The following is a 22,428-nucleotide window of genomic DNA, read 5'->3' as shown; positions in this document are numbered from 1 at the left end:
GTCTCCTTTTGTGAATGCGCGGCTTGTGGTGCTCGGCAGACGGGCACCAACCGGGAGACCCTCCCGGCTGGCACCCTGATTTGGAGGTGGTATGCGAACGGTTTCTGTTATTGGGTTTGATGGGGCGCTTGCCAGTGCGATTACGGGGGTTATCGACCTGTTTCGACTGGCGGGGGTAACCTGGGCACGCATCAACGATACGCCTCCGGATCAGCAGTTCACCACTCAATTGCTGACCAAGGGTGGTCGGCCCTGTCGGTGTATCAATGGGATAACATTGATGGCCGATGGGGACTGGCAGGACATTCCCACCGGTAATTCGCAGGCAGACCTGGTCATTGTACCCACGATTGGCGCGCCGATTGCGCAGGTTCTGGAGGCCAATCCCGGGTTGGTTGACTGGCTCGGCGGCTTTCGGGAGGCGCCAACCGGACAGGTCCGCTTGGCCAGTAACTGCACGGGGGCGTTTCTGCTGGCGGAGGCCGGGTTGCTGGACGGGCGGCAGGCAACGACGCACTGGGGGTTCAGCAACCAGTTCAGAAAACGCTTTCCCGGGGTAGACCTGCAGCCGGAAAAGCTGATTACAGTGGATGGGCACATTGCCTGTGCCGGCGGTGGTATGGCGTGGTGGGATCTGGGGGTGTATCTGGTGGAACGCTACGCCGGGGCGAAGGTGGCGCGTGAACTGGCGAAGGCGTTTGTTATTGATGCGGGGCGGACCAGCCAGGCGCCTTATGGAGCGCTACAGGCCCGGCGCTATCATTCCGATGCCGCGATTCTGAAACTGCAGGACTGGCTGGATGTGAACTACACCCGACCGGTGACGCTGCAAGCCCTTGCCGCATTCGCCGATCTAACGGAGCGTTCGCTGATTCGTCGGTTCAAAGCGGCAACCGGGGACACCCCCACCAGTTACCTGCAGATTCTGAGAATAGAGGCGGCCCGGCAGCATCTGGAGAATTCGCGGGTGGCGGTTGAAGAAGTCACGCGGCTGGTCGGTTATGAAGATGTCAGTTCGTTCAGCCGTCTGTTCAGGAAGCATACCGGCCTGGCGCCCGGCATTTATCGGGCGAGATTCGGAAGGTAACCCGAGCCTGAGCGCTTTTGGCCCGGGTTATGCTTAGTTTTCAATACAAGGCCAAAAGCCGAGGCAAAACGTAAAAATAACTGACACAGGCTACTCCCTGTGGAGGGTAATACCATGAACGCACCGCAAAAAAACCAGCAATGCGCACTGCTCAGTCGCCTTTACGACATGAAGCAGAAACAGCTACTTCAGGCCAGCCAGCAGGCCGATAGCCTTCGCTATCGGGTTTTGTCCGCCGAGGCAGACGCCATCAGCGAGGCTCTGAAAGCCATTCGGTAACCCGGGTCAGTCACCGTAACGATGACTGACGCCCAAACGGGTCACAAATGATCAAGATGATCACTTTATGACCAAAATTGTCCACCCGGTCAGATCCGGGCAGCCACTTCCGTCCCCTGCCGAATAGCACGCTTGGCGTCCAGCTCTTCGGCCACGTCCGCACCACCTATCAGGTGGGTCTGAATACCCCGATTGACCAAATCATCAAACAACGCCCTGAACGGTTCCTGACCTGCGCATATGATGACGTTGTCTACCGCCAGAACCTTACTCTCGGTGACCTTACCGTCCTTGTCGGACAGCGTGATATGCAGACCGTCATCATCAATTTTCTCGTAACTACACCCTCTCAGCATCTCAACGTCACGGTGCTTGAGGCTGTTGCGATGTACCCAGCCAGAGGTCTTGCCCAGACCACCGCCGACTTTGCTGGTTTTCCGCTGCATCAGGTAGATCTTGCGGGGTGACGATGTCGGCTTGCGCTCAGCCAGGCCGCCCGGCCCGTCGAATTGCGGATCAACGCCCCACTCAGCCTGCCAGTCTGCCATGCTGACCTGCTCTCCCTCGGGGTGATGACCGAATTCGTGAGTGAGGAACTCGCTGACATCGAAGCCGATACCACCGGCACCTATCACCGCTACTGACTGGCCTACGGCCTTGTTGTGGCGCAGAACATCGAGGTAACCGAGCACCTTCGGGTGGTCGATGCCATCAATTCTTGGCGTACGCGGTTTCACGCCCGTGGCGATGATCACGTCGTCAAAGCCCTGCCCTCCCAATACATCGGCATCCACGCGGGTATTGAGCTTCAGTTCAATACCCAGGATTTCGATCTGGCGCTGGTAGTAACGCAGCGTTTCATAGAACTCTTCCTTCCCGGGGATGCGCTTGGCGTAGTTGAACTGGCCGCCAACTTTGTCATCCGCTTCAAACAGCGTCACTTTGTGACCCCGCTTGGCGGCAGTGGTCGCGGCGGCCAAACCGGCAGGACCGGCTCCGACCACCGCCACGCGGCGGCTGACCGGAGCCACCGTCAGGACCAGTTCGGTTTCGTGACAGGCGCGCGGGTTCACCAGGCAGGACGCCCGTTTGAGCTGGAACACGTGATCCAGACAGGCCTGGTTGCAGGCAATACAGGTGTTAATTTCGTCGCTACGGTTCTGCTCGGCCTTGCGCACAAATTCCGAATCCGCCAGCAACGGTCGCGCCATGGACACCATATCGGCCTTGCCCGCCGCGAGGATTTCCTCGCCTTTCTCCGGGGTGTTGATGCGGTTGGTGGTGCACACGGGAATGTCCACTTCGCCGTAAAACTTGGCGGTCACATCCGCAAAACCGCCCCGTGGCACCGACGTCACGATCGTTGGCACTCGGGCTTCGTGCCAGCCGATACCGGTATTGATAATGGTGGCACCGGCTTTTTCGATGGCCTTGCCCAATTGCACCACCTGGTCCCAGGTCTGCCCGCCTTCTACAAGGTCCAGCATCGACAGGCGGTAAATGATAATGAACTCGGGGCCGACCGCTTCCCGCATGCGGCGAACGATCTCCACCGGCAACTGCATGCGGTTCTCGAACGGTCCGCCCCATTTGTCAGTACGCTTATTGGTTCTCTCACACAGGAACTGGTTAATGAAATACCCTTCCGACCCCATAACCTCAACGCCGTCATAACGGGCCAGTTTCGCCAGTTTCGCGGCGCTGACGAAGTCATCAATCTGCTTATCGACCCCCTTGGTGGAGAGCGCGCGAGCTTTGAACGGCGTAATCGGCGCCTTGGTGGCCGAGGCGGATACGCTGAACGGCTGGTAGCCATAGCGACCGGCATGAAGCAGTTGCAGGCAAATCTTGCCGCCAGCGTCATGAACTTCACTGGTGACATGACGGTGAAGCATGGCGGTGCCACGATGGTTCATGGTGGACGCCAGGGGCGAAAGCTGGCCGACAAAGTTGGGTGAAAAGCCCCCGGTAACCATCAACCCCACTCCGCCTTCCGCACGCTCGGCAAAATAACGGGCAAGCTTGTGGATGTTCCAGAACCGGTCTTCCAGGCCAGTATGCATGGAGCCCATAAGCACGCGGTTTTTCAACTCGGTGAAACCCAGGTCGAGGGGTTTCAGCAGGTTCGGGTAGGCTGCGGTCATGTTGTTTCTCTTTGATTGGTCGTCTGGTCGTCTCGTCTCATGCGGACGTTTTCATCAGGAGGCAACATGGTAGCATAGCGGCCTACGACTAACGTATGACATGGAACCCACACTATGAGCACACGCGATTCTGAACGGGTACTGATCACGATTGAGGACGGTATCGCCATCGTGACCCTGAACCGGCCGGATAAATACAACGGTCTGGACATGCCCATGTTCGAGGCGATCACCAGGGCGGCCAAAACCCTGAAGAAAGACCGCAGTGTGCGCGCCATCATACTGAACGGTGCCGGAGACGCTTTCTGCTCCGGGCTGGATGTGAAGACCGTGTCGAAGAATCCGGTGAATTTCCTCAAGCTGCTGGTCAAACCTGGCCGCAGGATCAGCAACCTTGCCCAGAATGTCGGTTATTTATGGCGGGATGTGCCGGCACCGGTAATTGCGGTTACCCATGGCTACTGTTTCGGTGGTGGTTTCCAGATTGCGCTGGGTGCCGACTTTCGGTTTTCCACCAGCGACTGCGAATTCTCCATCATGGAGAGCAAGTGGGGGCTGATCCCAGACATGAGCCTGACGGTGACCCTGCGGGAACTGGTGCCCATTGATCTGGCCAAGGAACTGACCATGACCGCGCGACGATTCGACGGCACGGAAGCAAAAGCCATGGGCCTGGTCAGCCGCGTTAGCGACGATCCCATGGCAGAAGCAATGAACTTCGCCCGCGAGCTGGCCGAGCGCTCGCCAGACGCCGTCGCCGCCAGCAAGCTGTTGTTCAACCGCAGCTGGAACGCCACCGACAGAACCGCACTGGACTGGGAAACAAAGCTGCAGAAGAAGGTACTCGGGCGGGCTAACCAGCGCATTGCCGTTGCCCGGAATTCCGGCTCTCCCGACAAACCCTACCAGGACCGCCGTGATTTCTGAACGCGGATAAATGGTCAGCGTACTTGACCTGCGTAGACGGCCACGTATCATCAGCCAGGGTAACTGATTATCGGAGCAACCATGACGACCGCAAGGTCCCTGGCTAATACACATCCCGGCTTTTCACCGGTCGCTGCTGATGCAAAGAAGCATCGCGGCAGCTTGCCCTACTTCCCGGATCCACCCCATCACTGCTGATATCCTGGCCACCATTCATATGGTTGCCCGTGCAAGCACGGACACCGGGGGCTAAACTCAGGCAACATTTGCTTCTCCATCCATAAAGAAGAAAGCCAACAAGAGGTTGCGATGTCGCTACCGCTGGTCGTTTTACTGCCGTTTCTGGGAGCCCTGGCGGCTCCGCTGTTCGCCCAGGGCGGACGCACGGCAATTGCTGTCATTTCCTGTGTCCCTGCCATCATTGGATTGGCGGCACTATACCCCCATTGGGCAATCCTGGCCGACGGCGGCATCGTGCAGCACACCACCGAGTGGCTGCCAGCCATCGGGCTGTCTTTCAGCTTTCGCCTGGACGGCCTATCGCTGCTTTTTACCCTGCTGATCCTGATTATCGGGCTATTGATCATCCTGTACGCCCGCTACTACCTGAAGCCCCACGAGAACGTCGGTAAGTTCTACGCGCTTCTGCTGTGCTTCAAAGGCTCCATGCTTGGTATCGTGTTGTCGAGCAACCTGTTGCTGATGATGGTTTTCTGGGAGTTGACCAGCCTGACATCGTTCCTGTTAATCAGCTTCTGGACTCACAAGAAAGACGCCCGCCGCGGGGCAAGGATGGCGCTGGCCGTTACCGGCGGTGGCGGCCTGGCACTGCTGGCAGGCATTCTGCTGATTGGCAACATCGTGGGCAGCTATGAGCTGGAGGACGTTCTCGCCGCCGGGGATCTGATCAAGAACCACAGCATGTACCCGGTGGCACTGACGCTGGTACTGCTGGGCGCGTTCACCAAGTCCGCACAGTTCCCGTTCCACTTCTGGCTACCCCACGCCATGCAGGCGCCGACACCTGTTTCGGCCTATCTGCATTCAGCCACCATGGTGAAAGCCGGCATTTTCCTGATGGCCCGGCTTTACCCGGCCCTCGCCGGCACCGAACAGTGGTTCTACATGGTGAGCTTTACCGGCATGGCCACGCTGCTGATTGGCGCCTATGTCGCTATGTTCAAGCATGATCTGAAAGGCCTCCTCGCTCATTCAACGGTCAGTCATCTTGGCCTGATCACCCTGCTGTTCGGTATGGGGACCCAGCTGGCTGCCGTCGCCGCGGTCTTTCACGTGATCAACCACGCAATATTCAAGGCGTCCCTGTTTATGGCCGCCGGCATTATTGACCATGAGACCGGCACCCGGGACATGCGCAGGATCAATGGCCTCTGGCGCTACATGCCTCATACCGCCACGCTGGCCATGGTGGCGGCAGCGTCGATGGCGGGTGTGCCGCTGCTCAATGGTTTCCTGAGCAAGGAGATGTTCTTCGCCGAAGCCCTGGAACTGAATCTTCCCGGCCTGTGGGCCTATCTGCCTCCGCTTATTGCAACGCTGGCCGGCATATTTGCCGTTGCCTACTCGGCGCGGTTCATCCACGACGTGTTTTTCAACGGTCGGCCCGTCAACCTGCCTATCTTTCCGCCCCATGAGCCGCCAAGGTACATGAAGATACCGGTCGAGATCCTGGTCTTCGCCTGCCTGATGGTTGGCATGTTCCCGGCGTTCTCCGTCGGCCCACTGCTCTATGCTGCAGCGTCTGCCACTCTGGGTGGCGACGTTCCCGAGTATCACTTGACGGTTGTTCACGGCTTTAACCTGCCGCTGCTGATGAGTTTCGTGGCCTTCTTCGGGGGCCTGTTGATGTATACCCAGCGCCAGCGGTTTTTCGATTTCCACGCCCGTTTCAAGGAAATTGATGAAAAAGCGGTCTTCGAGGCCATCGTTAGCCGAATTTCGGACACTGCCCATACCGTTACTGCCTACATCGAGAACGGCTCACTGCAGCGCTACGCCATGTTGCTGATCGTCAGTGTGATTGCGGTTGCCGTGCTCCCTCTCTGGGACCTGGGGATTGCCATTGGCAGCAATGGGCTCAGCCCGGTGGACTGGCCCACGCTTATCGGTGTTGCCATCCTGGTGGTTGCGGCCCTGGGTACGGCGGCAGTGCATCGTGACCGGTTCTTTGCGCTGGTTTTGCTCAGCGTCGTCGGGCTTCTTGTTGCCCTCGGCTTTGCCCGCTTCTCAGCTCCGGATCTGGCGATGACGCAGTTGTCGGTTGAAGTGGTAACGATTGTCCTGCTGATGCTGGCGCTGTACTACATGCCGTCCTGGACGCCAATCGAGACGCCGAAAGGCCGCCGCATCAGGGATATTCTGATCGCTGGCGCGGCTGGTATCGGTATGACACTCATTACTCTGGCCATGCTGACACAGCCGTTTACGTCCATTTCGGAGTTTTTCCTCGAGAACAGCAAACCCGGCGGCGGTGGCACCAACGTGGTCAACGTCATTCTTGTGGACTTCCGTGGCTTCGATACCCTCGGTGAGATCACGGTTCTGGGCATTGCGGCACTGGGCATTTACGCAATGCTGCGCAATGTCGACCTGACCCCGCCTCCGGGTGACGGCCAGGGCCATCCCTGGACGCGGGATGCGTACCCGATGATGCTGCAGCAGATTGCCAGGCCGATGCTGCCATTGGCCCTGATGATCTCCGCCTATATATTCCTGCGCGGCCACAACATGCCGGGTGGCGGCTTCATCGCCGGATTGATCACTGCGGTGGCGTTGATCCTGCAATACATTGCCAGCGGGATGTCCTGGACCCAGGGCCGTATTTCAATCCGCTACCACAACGTCATCGGCCTGGGGCTGCTGTTTGCACTGATCGCCGGGGCTGGCAGTTTCGCATTCGGCTATCCGTTCCTCACATCCACGTTCGACTACGTTTACTGGCCTGTGGTTGGAAAGTTCGAGGTCGCCTCGGCGCTGATCTTCGATCTCGGCGTCTATCTGACCGTCATCGGAGCCACACTGCTGGCACTGACCAGCGTTGGTCGCCTGTCGCCCCATTCGGCCATCAAGAGTACCAACTATAAGGAGGGCTCATAATGGAGCTTGCATTCGCGGTGGTCATCGGGGCTTTGACTGCCTCCGGGGTTTACCTGATGCTCAGAGCCCGCACCTTTCCCGTTGTGGTGGGCCTGACCATGTTGTCTTATGGCGTTAACCTGTTCCTGTTCTCGTCAGGACGGCTGGCGACCGGTGGCCAGCCCATCATCGGCAGCGCGGAAACCTATTCCGACCCCCTGCCCCAGGCACTGGTGCTGACCGCCATTGTGATCGGTTTCGCCATGACCGCCTTCGTCGTTGTGCTGTCGTTGCGCAGTCTTGCCGACAACAACGACGACCATGTCAACGGCCGCGTTCCAGAACAGGACAGCACTGTGCAAAAGCAGGAGCAGGAGGGCGCCAACACATGAACCACTGGCTGACTGCTCCCATACTGATTCCGCTGATCGGCGGCATATTGCAGGCTTTTATGGGATACGCGCCCATCGCCTTGAGGCGGACGCTCGCCATTGCCACCACAGTGCTGATGCTCGTTGCTGCGATCGTCCTTCTTGTTCTCGCCGACGACGGTAGTTATCGCCTCTATGCCTTTGGTAACTGGCAACCACCATTCGGTATCGTTTTGGTGCTGGACCGGCTCGCGGCTCTGATGCTCGTCATGACCGCGGTGCTGGCGCTGTTTTGTCACATTTATGCCATCGGTGGTACCGACGAGAGCAGCCGTCAGTTCCACGGGCTGTTCCTTTTTCAGCTACTTGGCCTGAACATCGCCTTCCTCACGGGTGATCTGTTCAATCTCTTCGTTGCGTTCGAGGTTCTGCTGATTGCCTCCTATGGCTTACTGATGCATGGCGAAGGCACCAGCCGAACCGTTCCTGGCCTGCATTACGTGGTTCTGAATCTCGCGGGCTCTGCCGTCTTCCTGATCGCCGTCGGCATGATTTACAGCGTAACGGGAACGCTCAACATGGCAGACCTGGCGGTCAAGATTCCGCAGGTGGCCGAAGAGAACCTTCCCCTGGTGAAAGCCGGCGGCATGATGTTGCTGGTGGTTTTTGGCCTGAAAGCCGCCATCCTGCCGCTCTGCTTCTGGTTACCCGGCGCCTATTCCAACGCCACAGCGCCAGTCGCAGCCTTGTTTGCGGTCATGACCAAGGTGGGTATCTACGCCATTATCCGCGTCTTCACCCTGATCTTTGGCAACCAGGCAGGTGAGCTGTCGGGCCTGGGTATGGACTGGCTCTTCCCATTGGCGCTGATCACTCTGACCATGGGCGTCATCGGGGCCCTGGGTGCCGCGAGCCTGAGGAAACTGATTGCCTGGCAGGTGATTATCTCTGTCGGGACGCTGCTTGCCGCCATTTCGTTTGGCACGGTGGCCGGCACATCCGCTGCATTGTTCTACCTCCTCAACACCACCTGGGTGGCCGGTGGCCTGTTCCTGGTGGCCGATCTCGTTGATGGCCAACGTGGCAGCGCCCAGGACAAAATTGTCACTGCGCCACGGATCGCCAACCGCACCTTCCTGAGTGTGCTATTCCTGATGGGGGCGGTGGCTGCCGTGGGCCTGCCGCCCCTCAGTGGATTTTTTGCCAAGTTGCTGATTCTCAAGTCGGCAGTGACCGAGTCGGATGTTGCCTGGCTTTGGAGCGTGTTGCTGATTGGCAGCTTTTTCACGCTGATCGCCTACAGCCGCGCAGGCAGTATCGTGTTCTGGCGCAACGTGGAAGGTCATATTGAAGAACCTCAAAAGCTGACACCATCCCTGTCTGTATCGGCCAGCGCGTTGATTTCTCTGAGTATCGTGATGGTCATCCTGGCAGGGCCAATCAGCCGCTACGCCGAAGATACGGCGGCACAGCTCCATGACACCAGTGCCTACACAGAAATCCTGAGCAAACCCATGGTTGGGGAGGAAAAGTAATGCTTGACCGCCTGAGCTTTCCACAGCCATACCTCAGCCTCATCCTGTTTACCGTCTGGCAGTTCCTGAGTGACGGCGTTTCTGGCGCCAGTGTTGTCATGGGGCTGGTCCTGGCCTGGATGATTCCACAATTGACCCGCGGCTTCTGGCCGGACCCTCCCTTCTTCGCGCGTCCCTGGAAGCTGCCGCCGTATCTGGTCCTTGTCCTCTACGATATCCTGGTGTCCAGCGTTTCCGTCGCCCGCCTGATACTCAGCGGCCGCGAACCCAAACCGATACTGGTCTCCTATCCCCTGGAGTTGACGCACCCCCTGGCCATTTCCATGCTGGCCAGCACCATTTCCCTGACACCGGGAACAGTCAGCGCCGATGTCAGTGACGACAGAACGTTGCTGCTAATCCATGCTCTTGACGCCGAGAGCGACGACGAGGTGATCAACGCGATCCGCACCCGCTACGAGGCACGCCTGAAGGAGATGTTTCAATGATTACCATCGCGCTGTACGTCACCATTGCCATGGTTGTCCTGGCGGCGGTACTGAATGTCTATCGACTGATCAAAGGGCCAGATGCGCCGGATCGGGTACTGGCGCTGGACACCCTGTACATCAATGCTATCGCGCTGATTGTCCTGCTCGGAATAACGCTGGGTACACGCCTGTATCTTGAAGCCGCATTGCTGATCGCCGTGATGGGCTTCGTCGGTACCGTGGCGATGGCCAAATACCTGAAGCGCGGCAGCGTGATTGAATAACCTACAAGGCAAGCATCCTGTGACCAGAGGTTCCCCGTTATGAGTCCCATTGCCGAATACGCCATTGCACTGTTACTGATCGTCGGTGGTTTTTTCACCCTGGTCGGCGCCATTGGCCTGGCTCGACTACCTGACTTCTACACACGCCTGCATGGCCCAACGAAGGCCACCACCGTGGGCGTAGGCGCCATTGTGTTGGGCTCAGTCATCTACTTCAGCAGCAAAGGAGAAGGTATAGGCATTGCCGAAGTGCTCATCACCGTGTTCCTTTTCCTGACCGCTCCAGTGAGCGCCAACATTCTGGCAAAGGCGGCGATGCATATCGGCGTGTCCACAACCGACAACACACGTGGAAATACCTGGGACCAGTAACGGCAAATTTGTCATTGGAGTTGCACAAAATTCCCGTATAGTAGGCTCCCACAATTTTGAGGAGCGTATCCCATGCTGAAAGTTAACGAGTATTTCGACGGCAAGGCCAAATCCATCGCCTTCCAGACCTCCAGTCTTCCGGCTACCGTGGGGGTGATCAGCCCGGGCGAGTATGAGTTTGGTACCAGCAAGAAAGAAACCATGACGGTGATCAGTGGCGTATTGACCGTTCTCCTGCCTGGCATGGAAGAATGGATGACCTACGGTTCCGGCGAGTTTTTTGAAGTGGCGGGACAGGCCAGCTTCAAGGCCCGGACTGACATCGACACGGCCTACCTCTGCACTTACGAATAGTTTCTCGCGAATAACCTCTCGCGAACACCCCATCGAGAGCGCAGACCGGGACCAGCGGGCCATTTAAATCCCGCTGCACCGGATCTGCGCTTTTTTATCGCCTAAAGGTTTCCGTAAGCCAGAAACTGTGTCAGATTTACCCCTCTTCTCGTTATAAATTAAACAATTGAGAGAGGCACCGAACCATGGCACAGACCCGCATCCTGAAGCCGGCAGACAACGCTCACCAATACCCACTGCTGATCAAACAACTGCTTCTTTCCGGCCCCCGGTACTCTCCCGACCAGGAAATCGTCTACGCCAACCGCAGCAAGTACACCTATACCGACCTGGTTGAACGTATCAACCGACTGGCCAACGCCCTCACCGACGCGGGTGTCAAACCGGGCGATACCGTTGCTGTGATGGACTGGGATACGCCCCGGTACCTGGAATGCTTCTTTGCCATCCCGATGATTGGCGCCGTGCTGCATACGGTGAACGTACGCCTGTCGCCCGAGCAGATCGTCTACACCATGAACCATGCAGAAGACGACCTGGTGATGGTCCACGATGACTTCCTGCCCATCCTGGAAGGTGTGAAGGACGAGATTAAAACAGTCAAACACTACATCCAACTGAGTGACGAGGCACAAGCGAAAACCACATCACTGCCATCACTCGGCGAATACGAACAACTGCTTGCCAAGGCCGGTACAACGTTCGACTTCCCGGACTTCGACGAAAACAGCATTGCCACCACCTTCTACACCACCGGCACCACCGGGAATCCAAAGGGTGTTTTCTTCAGTCACCGCCAGCTCGTTCTCCATACGCTGGCCATGACCGGCTCTTTGTCTGCGTATGATGAGATGCCGCTACTGAGGTCCTCGTCCGTTTACATGCCCGTGACCCCCATGTTCCATGTACACGCCTGGGGCGTGCCCTACGCGGCCACCATGTTGGGCATAAAACAGGTCTACCCCGGACGCTATGAACCGGAACTGCTGGTAGACCTCCTCAAGGAGCACAAGGTGACCTTCTCCCACTGTGTGCCGACGGTCATGCAGATGATGATGGCAACCGAATCCATCAAGACGGCCGACCTCAGCAACTGGCACGTACTGATCGGTGGCAGCGCCCTTACGCGCGGCCTATGTGACGCCGGGGCGAAGCTGGGCGTATCCATGTACACGGGGTACGGCATGTCGGAAACCTGCCCGCTTCTCAGCACCACTCACCTGACAGCAGAGGATCTGGAACTGCCCCTGGAGCAGCAGACCTCCAAGCGCATCAAGACCGGTATTGCCGTGCCCATGGTGGAACTGGAAATCGTGAATCCGGAGGGCGAACCGGTCCCCCACGACGGCGAGGCCAAGGGCGAAGTGGTTGCCCGGGCACCGTGGCTGACCCAGAGTTACTTCAAGGAGCCGGAGAAAGGCGAGGAGCTCTGGCAAGGTGGCTGGCTGCACACGGGGGATGTGGCAAGCCTGGAAACAGACAACACACTGTTGATCAAGGACCGCATCAAAGATGTCATCAAAACCGGCGGTGAATGGCTGTCCTCCCTGGATCTGGAAAACCTGATCAGTCAGCATCCAGCCGTCGCCGGTGCAGCGGTGGTGGGTGTGCCCGACGAGAAATGGGGCGAACGGCCCCACGCACTGGTTACCCTGAAGCCGGGAGAGGAAGCGTCACTGGACGATATCCAGAACCACCTGAAGCAGTTCGTGGATTCCGGTGAGATCAATAAGTGGGCCATTCCGAACCAGATTGATTTCGTCGACGACATACCGAAAACCAGCGTTGGCAAGATCAACAAGAAACTGATTCGGGATCAGTTGCAGGAACACTAAAGCCCGGTAAACGCAAAATCCACATCGGGGGTGCGACCAGCCACAATGTCCGCCAAAGCGGCCGCGGAACCACAGGAATGTGTCCACCCCAACGTGCCGTGGCCGGTGTTCAGGTAGAGGTTGCCGAAGTGGCTCTTTCCGATGTAGGGCACATTGGAGGGGGTCGCCGGGCGCAATCCGGCCCAGAACTCGGCCCTTTCCCAGTGCCCCGCATCGGGCATCAACTCTGCGGTGCGCCGGACGATCGTTCGGCAGCGGGTCAGGTTCAGTGCCCGGTTGTAGCCGCTCAGTTCCGCGGTGCCTGCGACCCGTATGCGGTCGCCCAGTCTTGAGTACACCAGCTTGTATTCATCGTCGGTAAGGCTGACGTTGAAGGCAGCGGCCTCACTCTTCACCGGCACCGTAATGGAGTAGCCTTTCGCTGGGTAAATGTTCAGAGTCAGGCCCAGTTTTCGAGCAAGAATAGCGCTGAAGCTACCCAGGCACAGCACGTAGTTGTCGGCACGAAGGATCTGGTGGCGACCTTCACGTATAACATTGACTCCGAGAACACGATCCTGGGTGTTCTCGAACCCCAGGATCTCGCTGTTGTAGAGGAACTCCACACCGGCTTCCTCAGCCTTTTTCGCCAGGGACTGAGTGAATCGACGGGCATCACCGGATTCATCTTCCGCGGTGTACGTGGCGCCGGCAATCCGGTCTTTAACTGGAGCCAAGGCGGGTTCCAGTTCGACGGCCCTGTTGGTGTCAATCACCTGACGATCACACCCCAGTTCTCGCATCATGCGGGCCGGCCTCAGGGCCAATTCGAATTCCTCAGGATTGGTGTAGAAATGCAGGATGCCTCTCTCGAGGTGGTCGTATTCAATGCCGATGTCCTGGCGCAACGCTTGTAAATGAGCGCGGCTGTAGATCCCCAGATTCACGATCTGCCGAAGGTTGTAAGCCGCCCGGGAAGCAGTGCACTGCTTCAGGAAAGCCATCGCCCAGCGCCACTGGACCGGGTCCAGGCGGGGACGAAAAAGCAGCGGTGCATCGGACCGGACCAGCCATTTAAGTAGCTTCAAGGGGGCAGAAGGTTTGGCCCAGGGCTCGGCGTGGGATACCGATATCTGGCCGCCGTTGGCATAACTGGTTTCGGTGCCTGCCTGATTTTGCCGGTCCACTACCGTCACATCATATCCCTGCTGCCTCAGGAACCATGCGCTTGTAACACCAACAACACCTGCACCCAGCACCAGTACGTGCATCCATTTTCTCCGGTTGAACAAGTTCAGAACTCTACATAGTATACATGTGGGTATACAATGTCAGCCACCGGACCGTTTCACCGTCCAACCTTTTTCCTTCAAAAGGGGCACCAGCAGGTCTCGCTGATCACCCTGGATCTCCACGGTGCCTTCTTTCACCGTGCCGCCGGTTCCGCATCGGGCTTTCAACACCTTCGCGAACGCTTTCAGTTCCTTGTCGTCCATCGGAATACCGGTAATCAAGGTAACGCCCTTTCCTTTGCGCCCCTTGGTTTCCCGACTGACGCGCACAACGCCATCACCGGAGGGGCGAGCCGGTGCCCCGCAAACACATTCATCAACGGGGTGGCGACAGTCCGGGCACATACGCCCCTGTTCCGTGGAGAACACCAGTCCCCCAGAACGATTCTTCATAACGTCCTCATGTTGTTTAAGAGCCCTGTTGAGACACTCACGCCCCGGGAGGGTATTTTTCGAACATGTCCGCGACAATCTCGTCGATCAGCTCCCGCCGCGACTCGGTTGCCTGGTTCTCATTCAGATAGCGCCGGCTTGCTGCGCGCCAGACGACACGATCAGTCTCCGTGTCTACCAGCTCCACCACCAGCTTGCCTTCCTGGATTTCACGCACTGGTGGAGCCGACGACAGCCCCCAGCCAAAGTTACCACTGCCGAAACCGAAGCCGAGCCCAACACCGCTGCGCTCGAGACGCTCCTCCTCAACCACCTGCCAGGTGACAAGCAGATCCGCCTCGCTTTCGCCCACTTTACGCATGGCCTTTCGGTTCAGCTCTCGCTCAACCGCACTCTCTATCCGACCACCATCAAGCGAGGTGAAAGACTGGTCCTCGCCCTTCGGTGCAAATGCCCAGGAACTGTAGTTACCGAAGACCGCGTTGGAATCGTAGTCGGTGACTACGTTGCTGGCGCAGCCCGTCAGGGCCATCAAAAACAGGGACACAACGATAGCTTTCATAATCTTGGTTGCCTCTTTCCATACTTCATTTATTAAAGTATACGCACAGTCGACACGAAGCGTTTCGCAAATGGTTCCTTAGCTGTCAAAACGGTAACCCATACCCCGGCTCTCGCAAAACGCCGTAAATTCCTGATTCCGCTCTTCCACCAGGCTCACGTCAGCCGTTACACCGGCGCTGTACCCAACGTTGCCAATCTCGGCACCGTTTTGGTCACACCAATGCCTGAGTGGCTGCTCATCTGCGAAGGTCATCGTCACCGTTACTTGTGACATGGGTTGCTGAATCACCCTTTCAACCCCCGAAAGGACAGCTTCGGTTGCTCCTGCGTAGGCCCTGACGAGGCCGCCAGCCCCGAGTTTAATACCTCCAAAATACCGTATCACCATCACCAGCACGTCTCCCAGGTCCTTGTGCTGAATGACACTGAGAATGGGCTTACCGGCCGTTCCTGATGGTTCGCCATCGTCGTTCATGGCGGCTTCAGCGGCCGCGCCGGGCCGGCCTATCTGATAAGCCCAGCAGATATGACGAGCATCCGGGTGGTCGTTCCGGGCCTGTTCAAGCCAGGCCTTGACCTCATCCCGGGACGACACCGGCGCAACCCGGGCAATAAACCGACTCTTTTTGATCTCAGTCTCCCGCTCAAGAAAGCCAGCGGGTATCGGGTAATCCTTGGACATAAAACCAGTTCCTGACACACAGCCATCATGAGGCCAACATCAAGCCTTTCTATCCTCTTCACCCAGAGGTAAAGAGCGGAAATCTCAACACCACCATCAAACCGCCCGGCTCGCCATTGAGCGCTTCTATCCGGCCGTCATGGATGGCAACAATGTCCCTCGCAATAGCCAGACCAAGCCCCCACCCCTTGCCCCCGCGGGACTTGTCAGCCCTGTAGAAGGGCTCAAAGAGATGGGGCAGAACGTCTTCAGGCACACCTGGGCCTTCATCCCGTATTTCCACCAACAAGTGCCGTTGATCACAGCGCAGCGCGACATGCACATTCTTTCCCGGCGGCGTATGATCCAGGGCATTCTGAAGGACATTGTCCAGCGCACGCTGGATGAGCCCGCGATCCCCTAACAACGACGTGTTGCGGCAGCCCTCATCCACCAAAAGCTGGCAATCCACTCCCCGGTGCTCGGCGTAGTCCGCCGCATCCCTCAGAACGTCATTGATCACCACGACTGGCTGCACGGCTTCCCGCTCGATATCGCCTCCTTGCTCCGAGACCCGGTAGAGCGTCAGGATCTGGGAGGTCATCGTTTCCAGACGTTCGTTCTGCCGCAGGATCGAGGCCAGCAGATCCGCATCCACGCTACCGTCACTGGCCAGCTCAATGGCAATCCGTTGCCGCGTCAGGGGGGTTCGGAGGTCGTGAGATATATCACGCAACAGGTGTGTCTGGCGATCGAGCAAACTGCACAGTTGCTGGGTCATGGCATTGAAGGCTGTCGCCAAAGCACCCACCTCGTCCCGTCGACTCGCGATGCGATCACTGACCCGAAGCGCATTGTCCCCTCCAGCAATGGCACGAGCGGTGGATTCCATATGTTTAAGGGGGCGGGAAACCAGACGCGCAATCCACCAACAGGCAAGCGTGATGATAACGAACGCCAGCCCCAGTTCCAGGAGACGGAACAACTTGGGATCAAGCCAGCCCTCGCCATCCAGGCGGGGCCAGGCCACCAGGCGATGGTCCGCACCGACCTCAATAACTGCCGGTTTCTGCCGGTGCCACCCCCCGGACTTCATCCGCTCGCGGATGGATGAAGGCAGGTCTCCGTCGTTGCGATCTGCGTCTATCAGCGACAGGTGAAGGTCCAGGCTCCGCCCCTGCTCCTTAAGGAAGCGCCAAGCCGCTCCGCGGCCCTCGTTTTCCCTGACCACCAGAGCCTCCAGCGCCAGCTCCCGCAGACCGACCTGTCGTTCGATGGCCATTCGCTCCCGTTCCATCAGGGCACGGGTTGCCACATTACTCATCAGCACTGTGACAGCCATAGCCAGCCAGATCGACAGGAATATCCGCCAGAATAGAGGAAACCTGAGCCGCCGGGTCATACCGGCACCCGATAGCTATAGCCCAGCCCGCGTACGGTTTCGATTCGGGGCGGGTCGTCGTTGCCCAATTTTTTCCGGAGGTTGCTGATGTGCATATCCAGGGTACGATCATAGGCTTCCAGCCGACGGCCCAGAGCCCACTGCATAAGATCCGTCTTGCGTACCACACTGCCTGCGTGGGCCAGCAGTACCTGCAACACTTCGTATTCCGTAGCGGTCAGATCCAGTGCCACGTTGTTGTGGTAGATTCGACGATGAACCGGCTCGACCCGCAAGTCGCCGTATGCCCTTGATTCATCCGTTCCCACTTCCTGATCCCAGGCAACACGGCGAAGCAGCGCCTGTAGCCGAGCGATCAGTTCCCGGGGGTTGCAGGGTTTGGGTATGTAATCATCCGCGCCAACCTCAAAACCCACGATTCGATCCGTCTCATCGCCACGGGCCGTCAGCAGTACAACGGGAAGATGGGTTTTTGCCCTTAACTGACGCAGCACTTCCAGGCCGCTGATATCCGGCAACATGATATCGAGCACCACCAGGTCGCAGTGTTGCCCCAGCGCCAGTGACAATCCATCCTGACCGTTTGCGGCTTCTCTTACGGTGAAGCCCTGATTGGTCAGATAGCGGGACAGCAGTTCCCGCAACTCCTCGTCGTCTTCAACCAACAGCACCCGGTTCTGCATGGCAATCCTCCGTTGTGACTGAATGCAGTCTAACACGCTCCCACAAGCCCACTGATTTGCATCATTTTCCTTTGCATAACCTTTACAGTTCGCTGACGCCGCCTGACACCGTCCTCCGCTAGCATAGTCCCTGTGAGTTCAGACCGGGCCTGCTCGTGCAGGCTCATTTACAACACAGGAGAACACCCAATGAAACACATCACTTCCGGACGCATTGCCAGCGCGTTGATCGCAGCAACTCTTTTGACCTGCCCAATGGCGATGGCCTCGGACCACGGCGAACACCACCGCGGCAAACACGACAAAGCCGAGATGTGCGAGAACATGCGCGAGGGCAAAGGCTGGTTCAATGACGAAAAGCGCCAGGCAAAATGGGCAGAGCACCGCAACGACATGGCGGATCGCCTGAAACTGACCGACGAGCAACGCGAGATCTGGGACGAGATCCACGAGGAAAGGCGAGAGAAACACAGCGCCAAGATGGAAAAACGGCAAAAGAAAATGGAAAAGCGCTGCAAAGACATGGAAAACAGCACTTCCGAGCAGTGATCACAGGCCGGGTTCTGACGTATGGTACTGGGTAAACCACGGAGAAGCCCCGACCATGCCAGAACCCGGTACCGCAGAACTGACAATCCGCCCCGTCCAGTCGATTGATGACATCCATCCGCAAGACTGGAACGGGTTTGTCGGCCGTTATAACCCCTTTCTTCAACACGAGTTTCTGCTTGCACTGGAAGAGTCTGGCTGCACAAACACCGCGACAGGCTGGCAACCGGCCCATCTGGCGTTCTACCTGGACAACCGGCTTGCCGGAGTGGCTCCGGCCTACCTGAAAGCTCACTCCATGGGAGAATACGTCTTCGACTGGGCCTGGGCCGATGCCTATCAGCGCTATGGCATGGATTACTATCCCAAGCTGCTGATTGCCATCCCGTTCACACCCTGCCAGGGGCCACGGCTGTTGTTTTCGGAAACCCTTCGCCAGTGGATGACGCCCGCACGAATCCACGATGCGCTGGATGCCATCACCACACGCCTGGGGGCCCACTCCTGGCACCTGCTATTCCCGGATCGCCAGGACCAGGCACTGCTGGACAGGAACGATCAACTGCACAGGATCGGCTGCCAGTTCCACTGGCACAACCACGAGTACAACACCTTTGAGGATTTCCTCGCCCGGCTGACGTCGCGCAAGCGCAAATCAATCCGCAAGGAAAGAAGACAGGTTGCGGATCAGGGCATTTCATTCCGACATTTTTCGGGAGACGATATCCCGGATAACGTGCTCGCGGCCTTCCATGTATTTTACCAGGCCACCTACCTGAAACGGGGCCAGCGGCCATACCTGAACAAGGCCTTTTTCCGCCTGCTTAAAGACCGCCAAGCGGAGCATCTTCACCTTGTCATGGCGGTAAAAGAGGGTGAGATGATCGCCGGTGCGCTATTCCTGACGGGCGAGGATACGCTCTACGGGCGCTACTGGGGTTGCCTGGAGGAATTCGACCACCTGCATTTTGAAACCTGCTACTATCAAGGCATTGAACTGGCCATACAGCTGGGGTTGGCACGCTTCGATGCTGGCGCGCAGGGGGAGCACAAACTGGTTCGGGGGTTTGAGCCGGTGATCACCCATTCCTGGCATGGCGTTATGCACCCCGGTTTTCGCGACGCCATCGAAAGGTTTACCAGCGAAGAAGCGGAGCATGTCATGGCCTATACTGAAGATGCCCTGCAGGCGCTGCCATTCAGACAGACCGAGCAGAACCAGTAGCGAGCCAGGGGTCGTGCAGACACTTACCGGAGCGGGCAGCCATGGACATGGACTACCTTTTCGACTTTCTCGCGACAACACAGCTGACGTTCTTCATCGCAATTGCCGCACTCGTTGTGGCAATTGTCGCCCTGTTTTCGGCCTCCGCCGCCAGGCGGGCCGCGGCTGAACAGAGTGACACCGTGAAGCAGCGCGTCGAAAGCCTGTGGCATGACATGGACGAAATACGCGTGTCCCAGTTCAATGGCCCCGACTCCACGGAAGCCGGAAGAAACCCGATTGCCAGTGAGCAGTTCTCTGCTGAAAAGGCCGCTTACGAAGCCATCTGGCCTCTGGTCTGGCTATTGCACGACAAGCTGGGCATGTTCCTGCGTTCTGTGGAGTCTGATGAACCGGCCGGCGAATTACGTCTGGAAGCCCGCAAGGCGGCACTGGACGCACGCAGTACCCTCAATCGCGTACGCCCCTTTTGCCATGACGACGTCGATGGGCTCATTACGCAACTGATTGACAACCATATAAAAGCCCATCTGGCCGCCTGCCACTTCATGGATCTGCGCAAGGATTCCCTGTCGTCGAACACCAGCCATGAACGAGAGGTGCAGAAAGAAAAGTTTCACACGCTTTACGAGGGCCAATCCCGCGAACTGCTGAACCAGTTGGTTGGCGCCATCAGACGGCGCATGCTTCGGTAATCCCGGGCCACGCGGAATCTCGCACCTCTGCCTTTCAGTCAGCCCCGAACCTTTGCCAGCGTGTCCCGCTGCAATGCCCTGAGAAAGTCGCTGATCACAACCGGATTTTCATGTGCAGGCTCCAGCGAGCGAAACTGGCCCGGCAGGGCATCCAACGCCCGCTTCGCATTGTCCACCTGACTATCCAGTGTCGGAATGGCGCCTTCGATGATCAGGCCTCGCTTCATGACCGGCTTCAACAGCGGCTCGCCATCAAACACTTCGTCCCGGCCGGCAACGACGTCCTGCGCGAGGCGGCCGTTCGGATCAAGGCGACGGTAGACCTGCTTGCGGCCCGGGAACGACTGCTTGCCAGGGGAGTTTTTCATTCTTGGCAGGTCCGCGTACTCCGTAAGCTTGAAGGCAAGCTCCAATGCCGGCTCGTCGTTCGAGGCCCCGATGGCAGTGCCAACACCGAAGCCGTCGATGGGGGCGTTGTCGGAGACAAGTGTCGCGATCTTGTATTCATCCAGACCGCCGCTCGCCATGATTTTTACATCGCCAAGGCCCGCCTCATCCAGCATACGCCGGCATTCAGCAGCGTCCGAGGCAAGGTCGCCGGAATCCAGGCGGATACCACCAATGCGCACCTCCGGTTCTTCTTGCAGCCAATCGATGATCCTCGCCACCGCCGAGCGGGTGTCATAGGTATCAACCAGCAGTGTTGTGCCCGGGTAGAGCCGGGCATAGGTTCTGAACGCCTCCATCTCACCTGTACAGGCTTGAACGAAGCTGTGTGCCATGGTGCCGTATACCGGCATGTTGAAATCCAGGCCTGCCAGGACATTGCTGGTTCCGGCCAGGCCGGCGAATCGGTACGCGCGCACACCTCGGTGTGCCGCGTCCATACCATGGGTGCGGCGCATCCCGAAGTCGACGACCGGCCGGCCTTGCGCCGCGAATATCAGGCGGACCGCCTTGGAGGCCAGCACAGACTCCAGATGCACGTAGTTCATCACCAGGCTTTCCAGCAACTGAACCTCGGCAACAGGCCCCTCCACTTCCAGCAAGGGTTCCTGAGGGAATACCGGCGTTCCTTCCGCAATCGCATGTACAGAACCACTGAAGCGGAATTCCCGCAGCCAGTCCAGAAACCGGGGTTGGAACCTGCCCAGGGATTCCAGGCGCTTTATGTGTTCGTCGGTAAAGGCGAGAGATTCAATAATATGGGCCACGTGCTGCTGGCCACAGGCAAGAACGAAATTACGGTTCTCAGGAAGTGTGCGAAAGAAGAGACTGAAAACCCCGTTCTCGTTCATGCCTTCGGACCAGTACGCCTGGGCCATAGCCAGCTCATACAGATCCACCAGCAGAGGCAGGTCAGTCTCTTTTACAACCGGGGGGTGTTTCAGCACAGTTCCGCGCCCTCCTCTTCCAGTTGTTTGAAAACCGCTGGGGCGTTATCAGCCTGAACGGCCCGTGTTCCATCGGTAATGAGCTCAACCTCGAAGCCGAGCTTCAACGCATCCCTCACTGTCGCCTGGACACACACGTCCAGTGCAAGCCCGGCTACAAACAGCCGATGAATGCCGTGGCGGCGCAGGTAGCTGTCCAGCTGGGTAGCGTCGAACGCGGAATAGGCATCGGTATCGAATGCGGTGCCCTTGCTCAACCGGATGGCCGAGTCAGGCAGTGCCATGTTTCGATGAAACTCGGCCCCGGGGGTGTCCTGAACGCAATGGACGGGCCAGGGCCCACCGCGATCACTGAAACTTATGTGATCCACCGGATGCCAATCCCGGCTGGCAAGAATCGGCCATTCAGACGACTGGGCCTTGTCGATCCATCCGTTGATCGCCGGAAAAATGTCATCACTGCCAGGCACCGCCAGGCTGCCGCCTTCGCAGAAATCATTTTGAACATCAACCAGTAACAGAGCATTTGGTCCAGTGCCCATAAGAATACCTCCCATGGTTTTACCAAAAATTTGCTCAGATCACCGGATGTCAGCTTCCCTCAATCTTGAAGCCTATCTTGAGCACGACCTGATAGTGTCCGACTTTTCCGTCGACCACATGGCCGCGCGTCTCCTGCACCTCGAACCATTCGATGTTGCGAAGATTCTTGCTGCATTCGGCAATCGCATTCTCAATGGCATCCTCGATACTTTTCTTCGAAGAGCCAACCACTTCCACCTTCTTGTAAACATGATGGTCGGACATGACGCCTCCTGTTCCAAGGCTGTAAGTGTC

General features: G+C 58.0%; 24 protein-coding genes. 14 read left to right on the top strand and 10 right to left on the bottom strand.

All coding sequences use genetic code 11. From position 1 onward, the window contains the following. Positions 1 to 91: 91 nt before the first annotated feature. Together ACTRWH_RS09070 and ACTRWH_RS09065 are read left to right on the top strand one after the other, a co-directional pair. On the top strand, positions 92 to 1,087 hold the full coding sequence (locus ACTRWH_RS09070) for a helix-turn-helix domain-containing protein (protein WP_462826300.1): 996 nt from the start codon (positions 92 to 94) through the stop codon (positions 1,085 to 1,087). 114 nt (positions 1,088 to 1,201) lie between these two features. After that, entirely contained in the window at positions 1,202 to 1,366 is a 165-nt protein-coding gene (locus tag ACTRWH_RS09065; protein WP_007154474.1) for a hypothetical protein, read from the top strand. Positions 1,367 to 1,455: 89 nt separating this feature from the next. On the opposite strand, the gene ACTRWH_RS09060 is transcribed toward ACTRWH_RS09065, so the two are convergent. After that, entirely contained in the window at positions 1,456 to 3,510 is a 2,055-nt protein-coding gene (locus ACTRWH_RS09060; RefSeq protein ID WP_462826299.1) for an FAD-dependent oxidoreductase, read from the bottom strand. Between the two features lie 114 nt (positions 3,511 to 3,624). Here ACTRWH_RS09060 and ACTRWH_RS09055 point away from each other — a divergent pair, with 114 nt between their 5' ends. The 9 genes from ACTRWH_RS09055 to ACTRWH_RS09015 all read left to right on the top strand — a co-directional run bounded on the left by ACTRWH_RS09055 (position 3,625) and on the right by ACTRWH_RS09015 (position 12,754). Continuing rightward, positions 3,625 to 4,437 carry a crotonase/enoyl-CoA hydratase family protein gene (locus tag ACTRWH_RS09055; RefSeq protein WP_075197056.1) on the top strand — a complete coding sequence of 271 codons (813 nt, stop codon included), beginning with the start codon at positions 3,625 to 3,627 and terminating at the stop codon, positions 4,435 to 4,437. Positions 4,438 to 4,746: 309 nt separating this feature from the next. Continuing rightward, entirely contained in the window at positions 4,747 to 7,554 is a 2,808-nt protein-coding gene (locus ACTRWH_RS09050; RefSeq protein ID WP_085679695.1) for a monovalent cation/H+ antiporter subunit A, read from the top strand. After that, positions 7,554 to 7,925 (top strand): Na+/H+ antiporter subunit C, encoded by a 372-nt coding sequence (locus tag ACTRWH_RS09045; RefSeq protein WP_075197054.1) that lies wholly within the window; start codon positions 7,554 to 7,556, stop codon positions 7,923 to 7,925. Before ACTRWH_RS09050 ends, ACTRWH_RS09045 begins: the two co-directional genes overlap by 1 nt. Next, positions 7,922 to 9,439, top strand: a complete 1,518-nt coding sequence (locus ACTRWH_RS09040; RefSeq protein ID WP_075197053.1) for a monovalent cation/H+ antiporter subunit D — start codon at positions 7,922 to 7,924, stop codon at positions 9,437 to 9,439. The genes ACTRWH_RS09045 and ACTRWH_RS09040 overlap by 4 nt, the downstream gene beginning before the upstream one ends. Then, positions 9,439 to 9,927, top strand: a complete 489-nt coding sequence (locus ACTRWH_RS09035) for a Na+/H+ antiporter subunit E (protein ID WP_075197052.1) — start codon at positions 9,439 to 9,441, stop codon at positions 9,925 to 9,927. The genes ACTRWH_RS09040 and ACTRWH_RS09035 overlap by 1 nt, the downstream gene beginning before the upstream one ends. Next, the gene (locus ACTRWH_RS09030; protein WP_075197051.1) at positions 9,924 to 10,193 is read left to right on the top strand and encodes a K+/H+ antiporter subunit F; all 270 of its coding nucleotides are present in this window, start codon (positions 9,924 to 9,926) and stop codon (positions 10,191 to 10,193) included. Before ACTRWH_RS09035 ends, ACTRWH_RS09030 begins: the two co-directional genes overlap by 4 nt. Positions 10,194 to 10,232: 39 nt before the next feature. Next, entirely contained in the window at positions 10,233 to 10,565 is a 333-nt protein-coding gene (locus tag ACTRWH_RS09025) for a Na+/H+ antiporter subunit G (RefSeq protein WP_075197050.1), read from the top strand. Positions 10,566 to 10,637: 72 nt separating this feature from the next. Further along, positions 10,638 to 10,919 carry a pyrimidine/purine nucleoside phosphorylase gene (gene ppnP, locus ACTRWH_RS09020; protein ID WP_007154483.1) on the top strand — a complete coding sequence of 94 codons (282 nt, stop codon included), beginning with the start codon at positions 10,638 to 10,640 and terminating at the stop codon, positions 10,917 to 10,919. 185 nt (positions 10,920 to 11,104) lie between these two features. Next, complete coding sequence (locus ACTRWH_RS09015; protein WP_075197049.1) at positions 11,105 to 12,754, top strand: fatty acid--CoA ligase; 1,650 nt, start codon at positions 11,105 to 11,107, stop codon at positions 12,752 to 12,754. On the opposite strand, the gene ACTRWH_RS09010 is transcribed toward ACTRWH_RS09015, so the two are convergent. The 6 genes from ACTRWH_RS09010 to ACTRWH_RS08985 form a co-directional block, all read right to left on the bottom strand. Further along, positions 12,751 to 14,004, bottom strand: a complete 1,254-nt coding sequence (locus tag ACTRWH_RS09010; RefSeq protein ID WP_075197048.1) for a D-amino acid dehydrogenase — start codon at positions 14,002 to 14,004, stop codon at positions 12,751 to 12,753. The two genes, ACTRWH_RS09015 and ACTRWH_RS09010, sit on opposite strands and share 4 nt — an antisense overlap. Positions 14,005 to 14,064: 60 nt before the next feature. Next, positions 14,065 to 14,418: a translation initiation factor Sui1 gene (locus ACTRWH_RS09005; RefSeq protein ID WP_036209515.1), complete on the bottom strand. Its 354-nt coding sequence runs from the start codon at positions 14,416 to 14,418 to the stop codon at positions 14,065 to 14,067. Positions 14,419 to 14,455: 37 nt separating this feature from the next. Beyond that, positions 14,456 to 14,980, bottom strand: coding sequence for a DUF4136 domain-containing protein (locus ACTRWH_RS09000; protein WP_075197047.1), 525 nt, complete (start codon positions 14,978 to 14,980; stop codon positions 14,456 to 14,458). 78 nt (positions 14,981 to 15,058) lie between these two features. Continuing rightward, a complete protein-coding gene (locus ACTRWH_RS08995) occupies positions 15,059 to 15,664 on the bottom strand; it encodes a YigZ family protein (RefSeq protein ID WP_075197046.1) in 606 nt (201 codons plus the stop codon). A 58-nt stretch (positions 15,665 to 15,722) separates the two neighbouring features. Continuing rightward, positions 15,723 to 17,045, bottom strand: coding sequence for a sensor histidine kinase (locus ACTRWH_RS08990; RefSeq protein WP_075197045.1), 1,323 nt, complete (start codon positions 17,043 to 17,045; stop codon positions 15,723 to 15,725). Next, the gene (locus ACTRWH_RS08985) at positions 17,042 to 17,728 is read right to left on the bottom strand and encodes a response regulator transcription factor (RefSeq protein ID WP_075197044.1); all 687 of its coding nucleotides are present in this window, start codon (positions 17,726 to 17,728) and stop codon (positions 17,042 to 17,044) included. Before ACTRWH_RS08985 ends, ACTRWH_RS08990 begins: the two co-directional genes overlap by 4 nt. Positions 17,729 to 17,917: 189 nt before the next feature. Here ACTRWH_RS08985 and ACTRWH_RS08980 point away from each other — a divergent pair, with 189 nt between their 5' ends. Genes ACTRWH_RS08980 through ACTRWH_RS08970 form a run of 3 tightly spaced genes read left to right on the top strand, consistent with a single transcriptional unit; the run spans position 17,918 to position 20,197 of the window. Then, positions 17,918 to 18,277, top strand: coding sequence for a hypothetical protein (locus tag ACTRWH_RS08980; protein WP_075197043.1), 360 nt, complete (start codon positions 17,918 to 17,920; stop codon positions 18,275 to 18,277). 55 nt (positions 18,278 to 18,332) lie between these two features. Then, on the top strand, positions 18,333 to 19,502 hold the full coding sequence (locus ACTRWH_RS08975) for a GNAT family N-acetyltransferase (protein ID WP_075197042.1): 1,170 nt from the start codon (positions 18,333 to 18,335) through the stop codon (positions 19,500 to 19,502). A 41-nt stretch (positions 19,503 to 19,543) separates the two neighbouring features. Next, a complete protein-coding gene (locus ACTRWH_RS08970) occupies positions 19,544 to 20,197 on the top strand; it encodes a hypothetical protein (RefSeq protein ID WP_036209499.1) in 654 nt (217 codons plus the stop codon). Between the two features lie 38 nt (positions 20,198 to 20,235). Here the strand turns inward: ACTRWH_RS08970 and ACTRWH_RS08965 are convergent, their stop codons facing one another. From ACTRWH_RS08965 to ACTRWH_RS08955, 3 genes are read right to left on the bottom strand one after another with little or no spacing between them, the layout of a single operon-like run. After that, positions 20,236 to 21,591, bottom strand: coding sequence for a nicotinate phosphoribosyltransferase (locus ACTRWH_RS08965; RefSeq protein WP_075197041.1), 1,356 nt, complete (start codon positions 21,589 to 21,591; stop codon positions 20,236 to 20,238). Then, positions 21,585 to 22,133 (bottom strand): isochorismatase family protein, encoded by a 549-nt coding sequence (locus tag ACTRWH_RS08960; protein WP_462826298.1) that lies wholly within the window; start codon positions 22,131 to 22,133, stop codon positions 21,585 to 21,587. Before ACTRWH_RS08960 ends, ACTRWH_RS08965 begins: the two co-directional genes overlap by 7 nt. Before the next feature lie 49 nt (positions 22,134 to 22,182). Then, entirely contained in the window at positions 22,183 to 22,398 is a 216-nt protein-coding gene (locus ACTRWH_RS08955) for a dodecin (RefSeq protein ID WP_007154494.1), read from the bottom strand. Positions 22,399 to 22,428 lie beyond the last annotated feature (30 nt).

This window comes from Marinobacter sp. G5_S1_61_S3, assembly GCF_054968585.1.
Note: the sequence above shows the minus strand (reverse complement) of the source record. Positions and strands in the feature narration are given on the sequence as shown.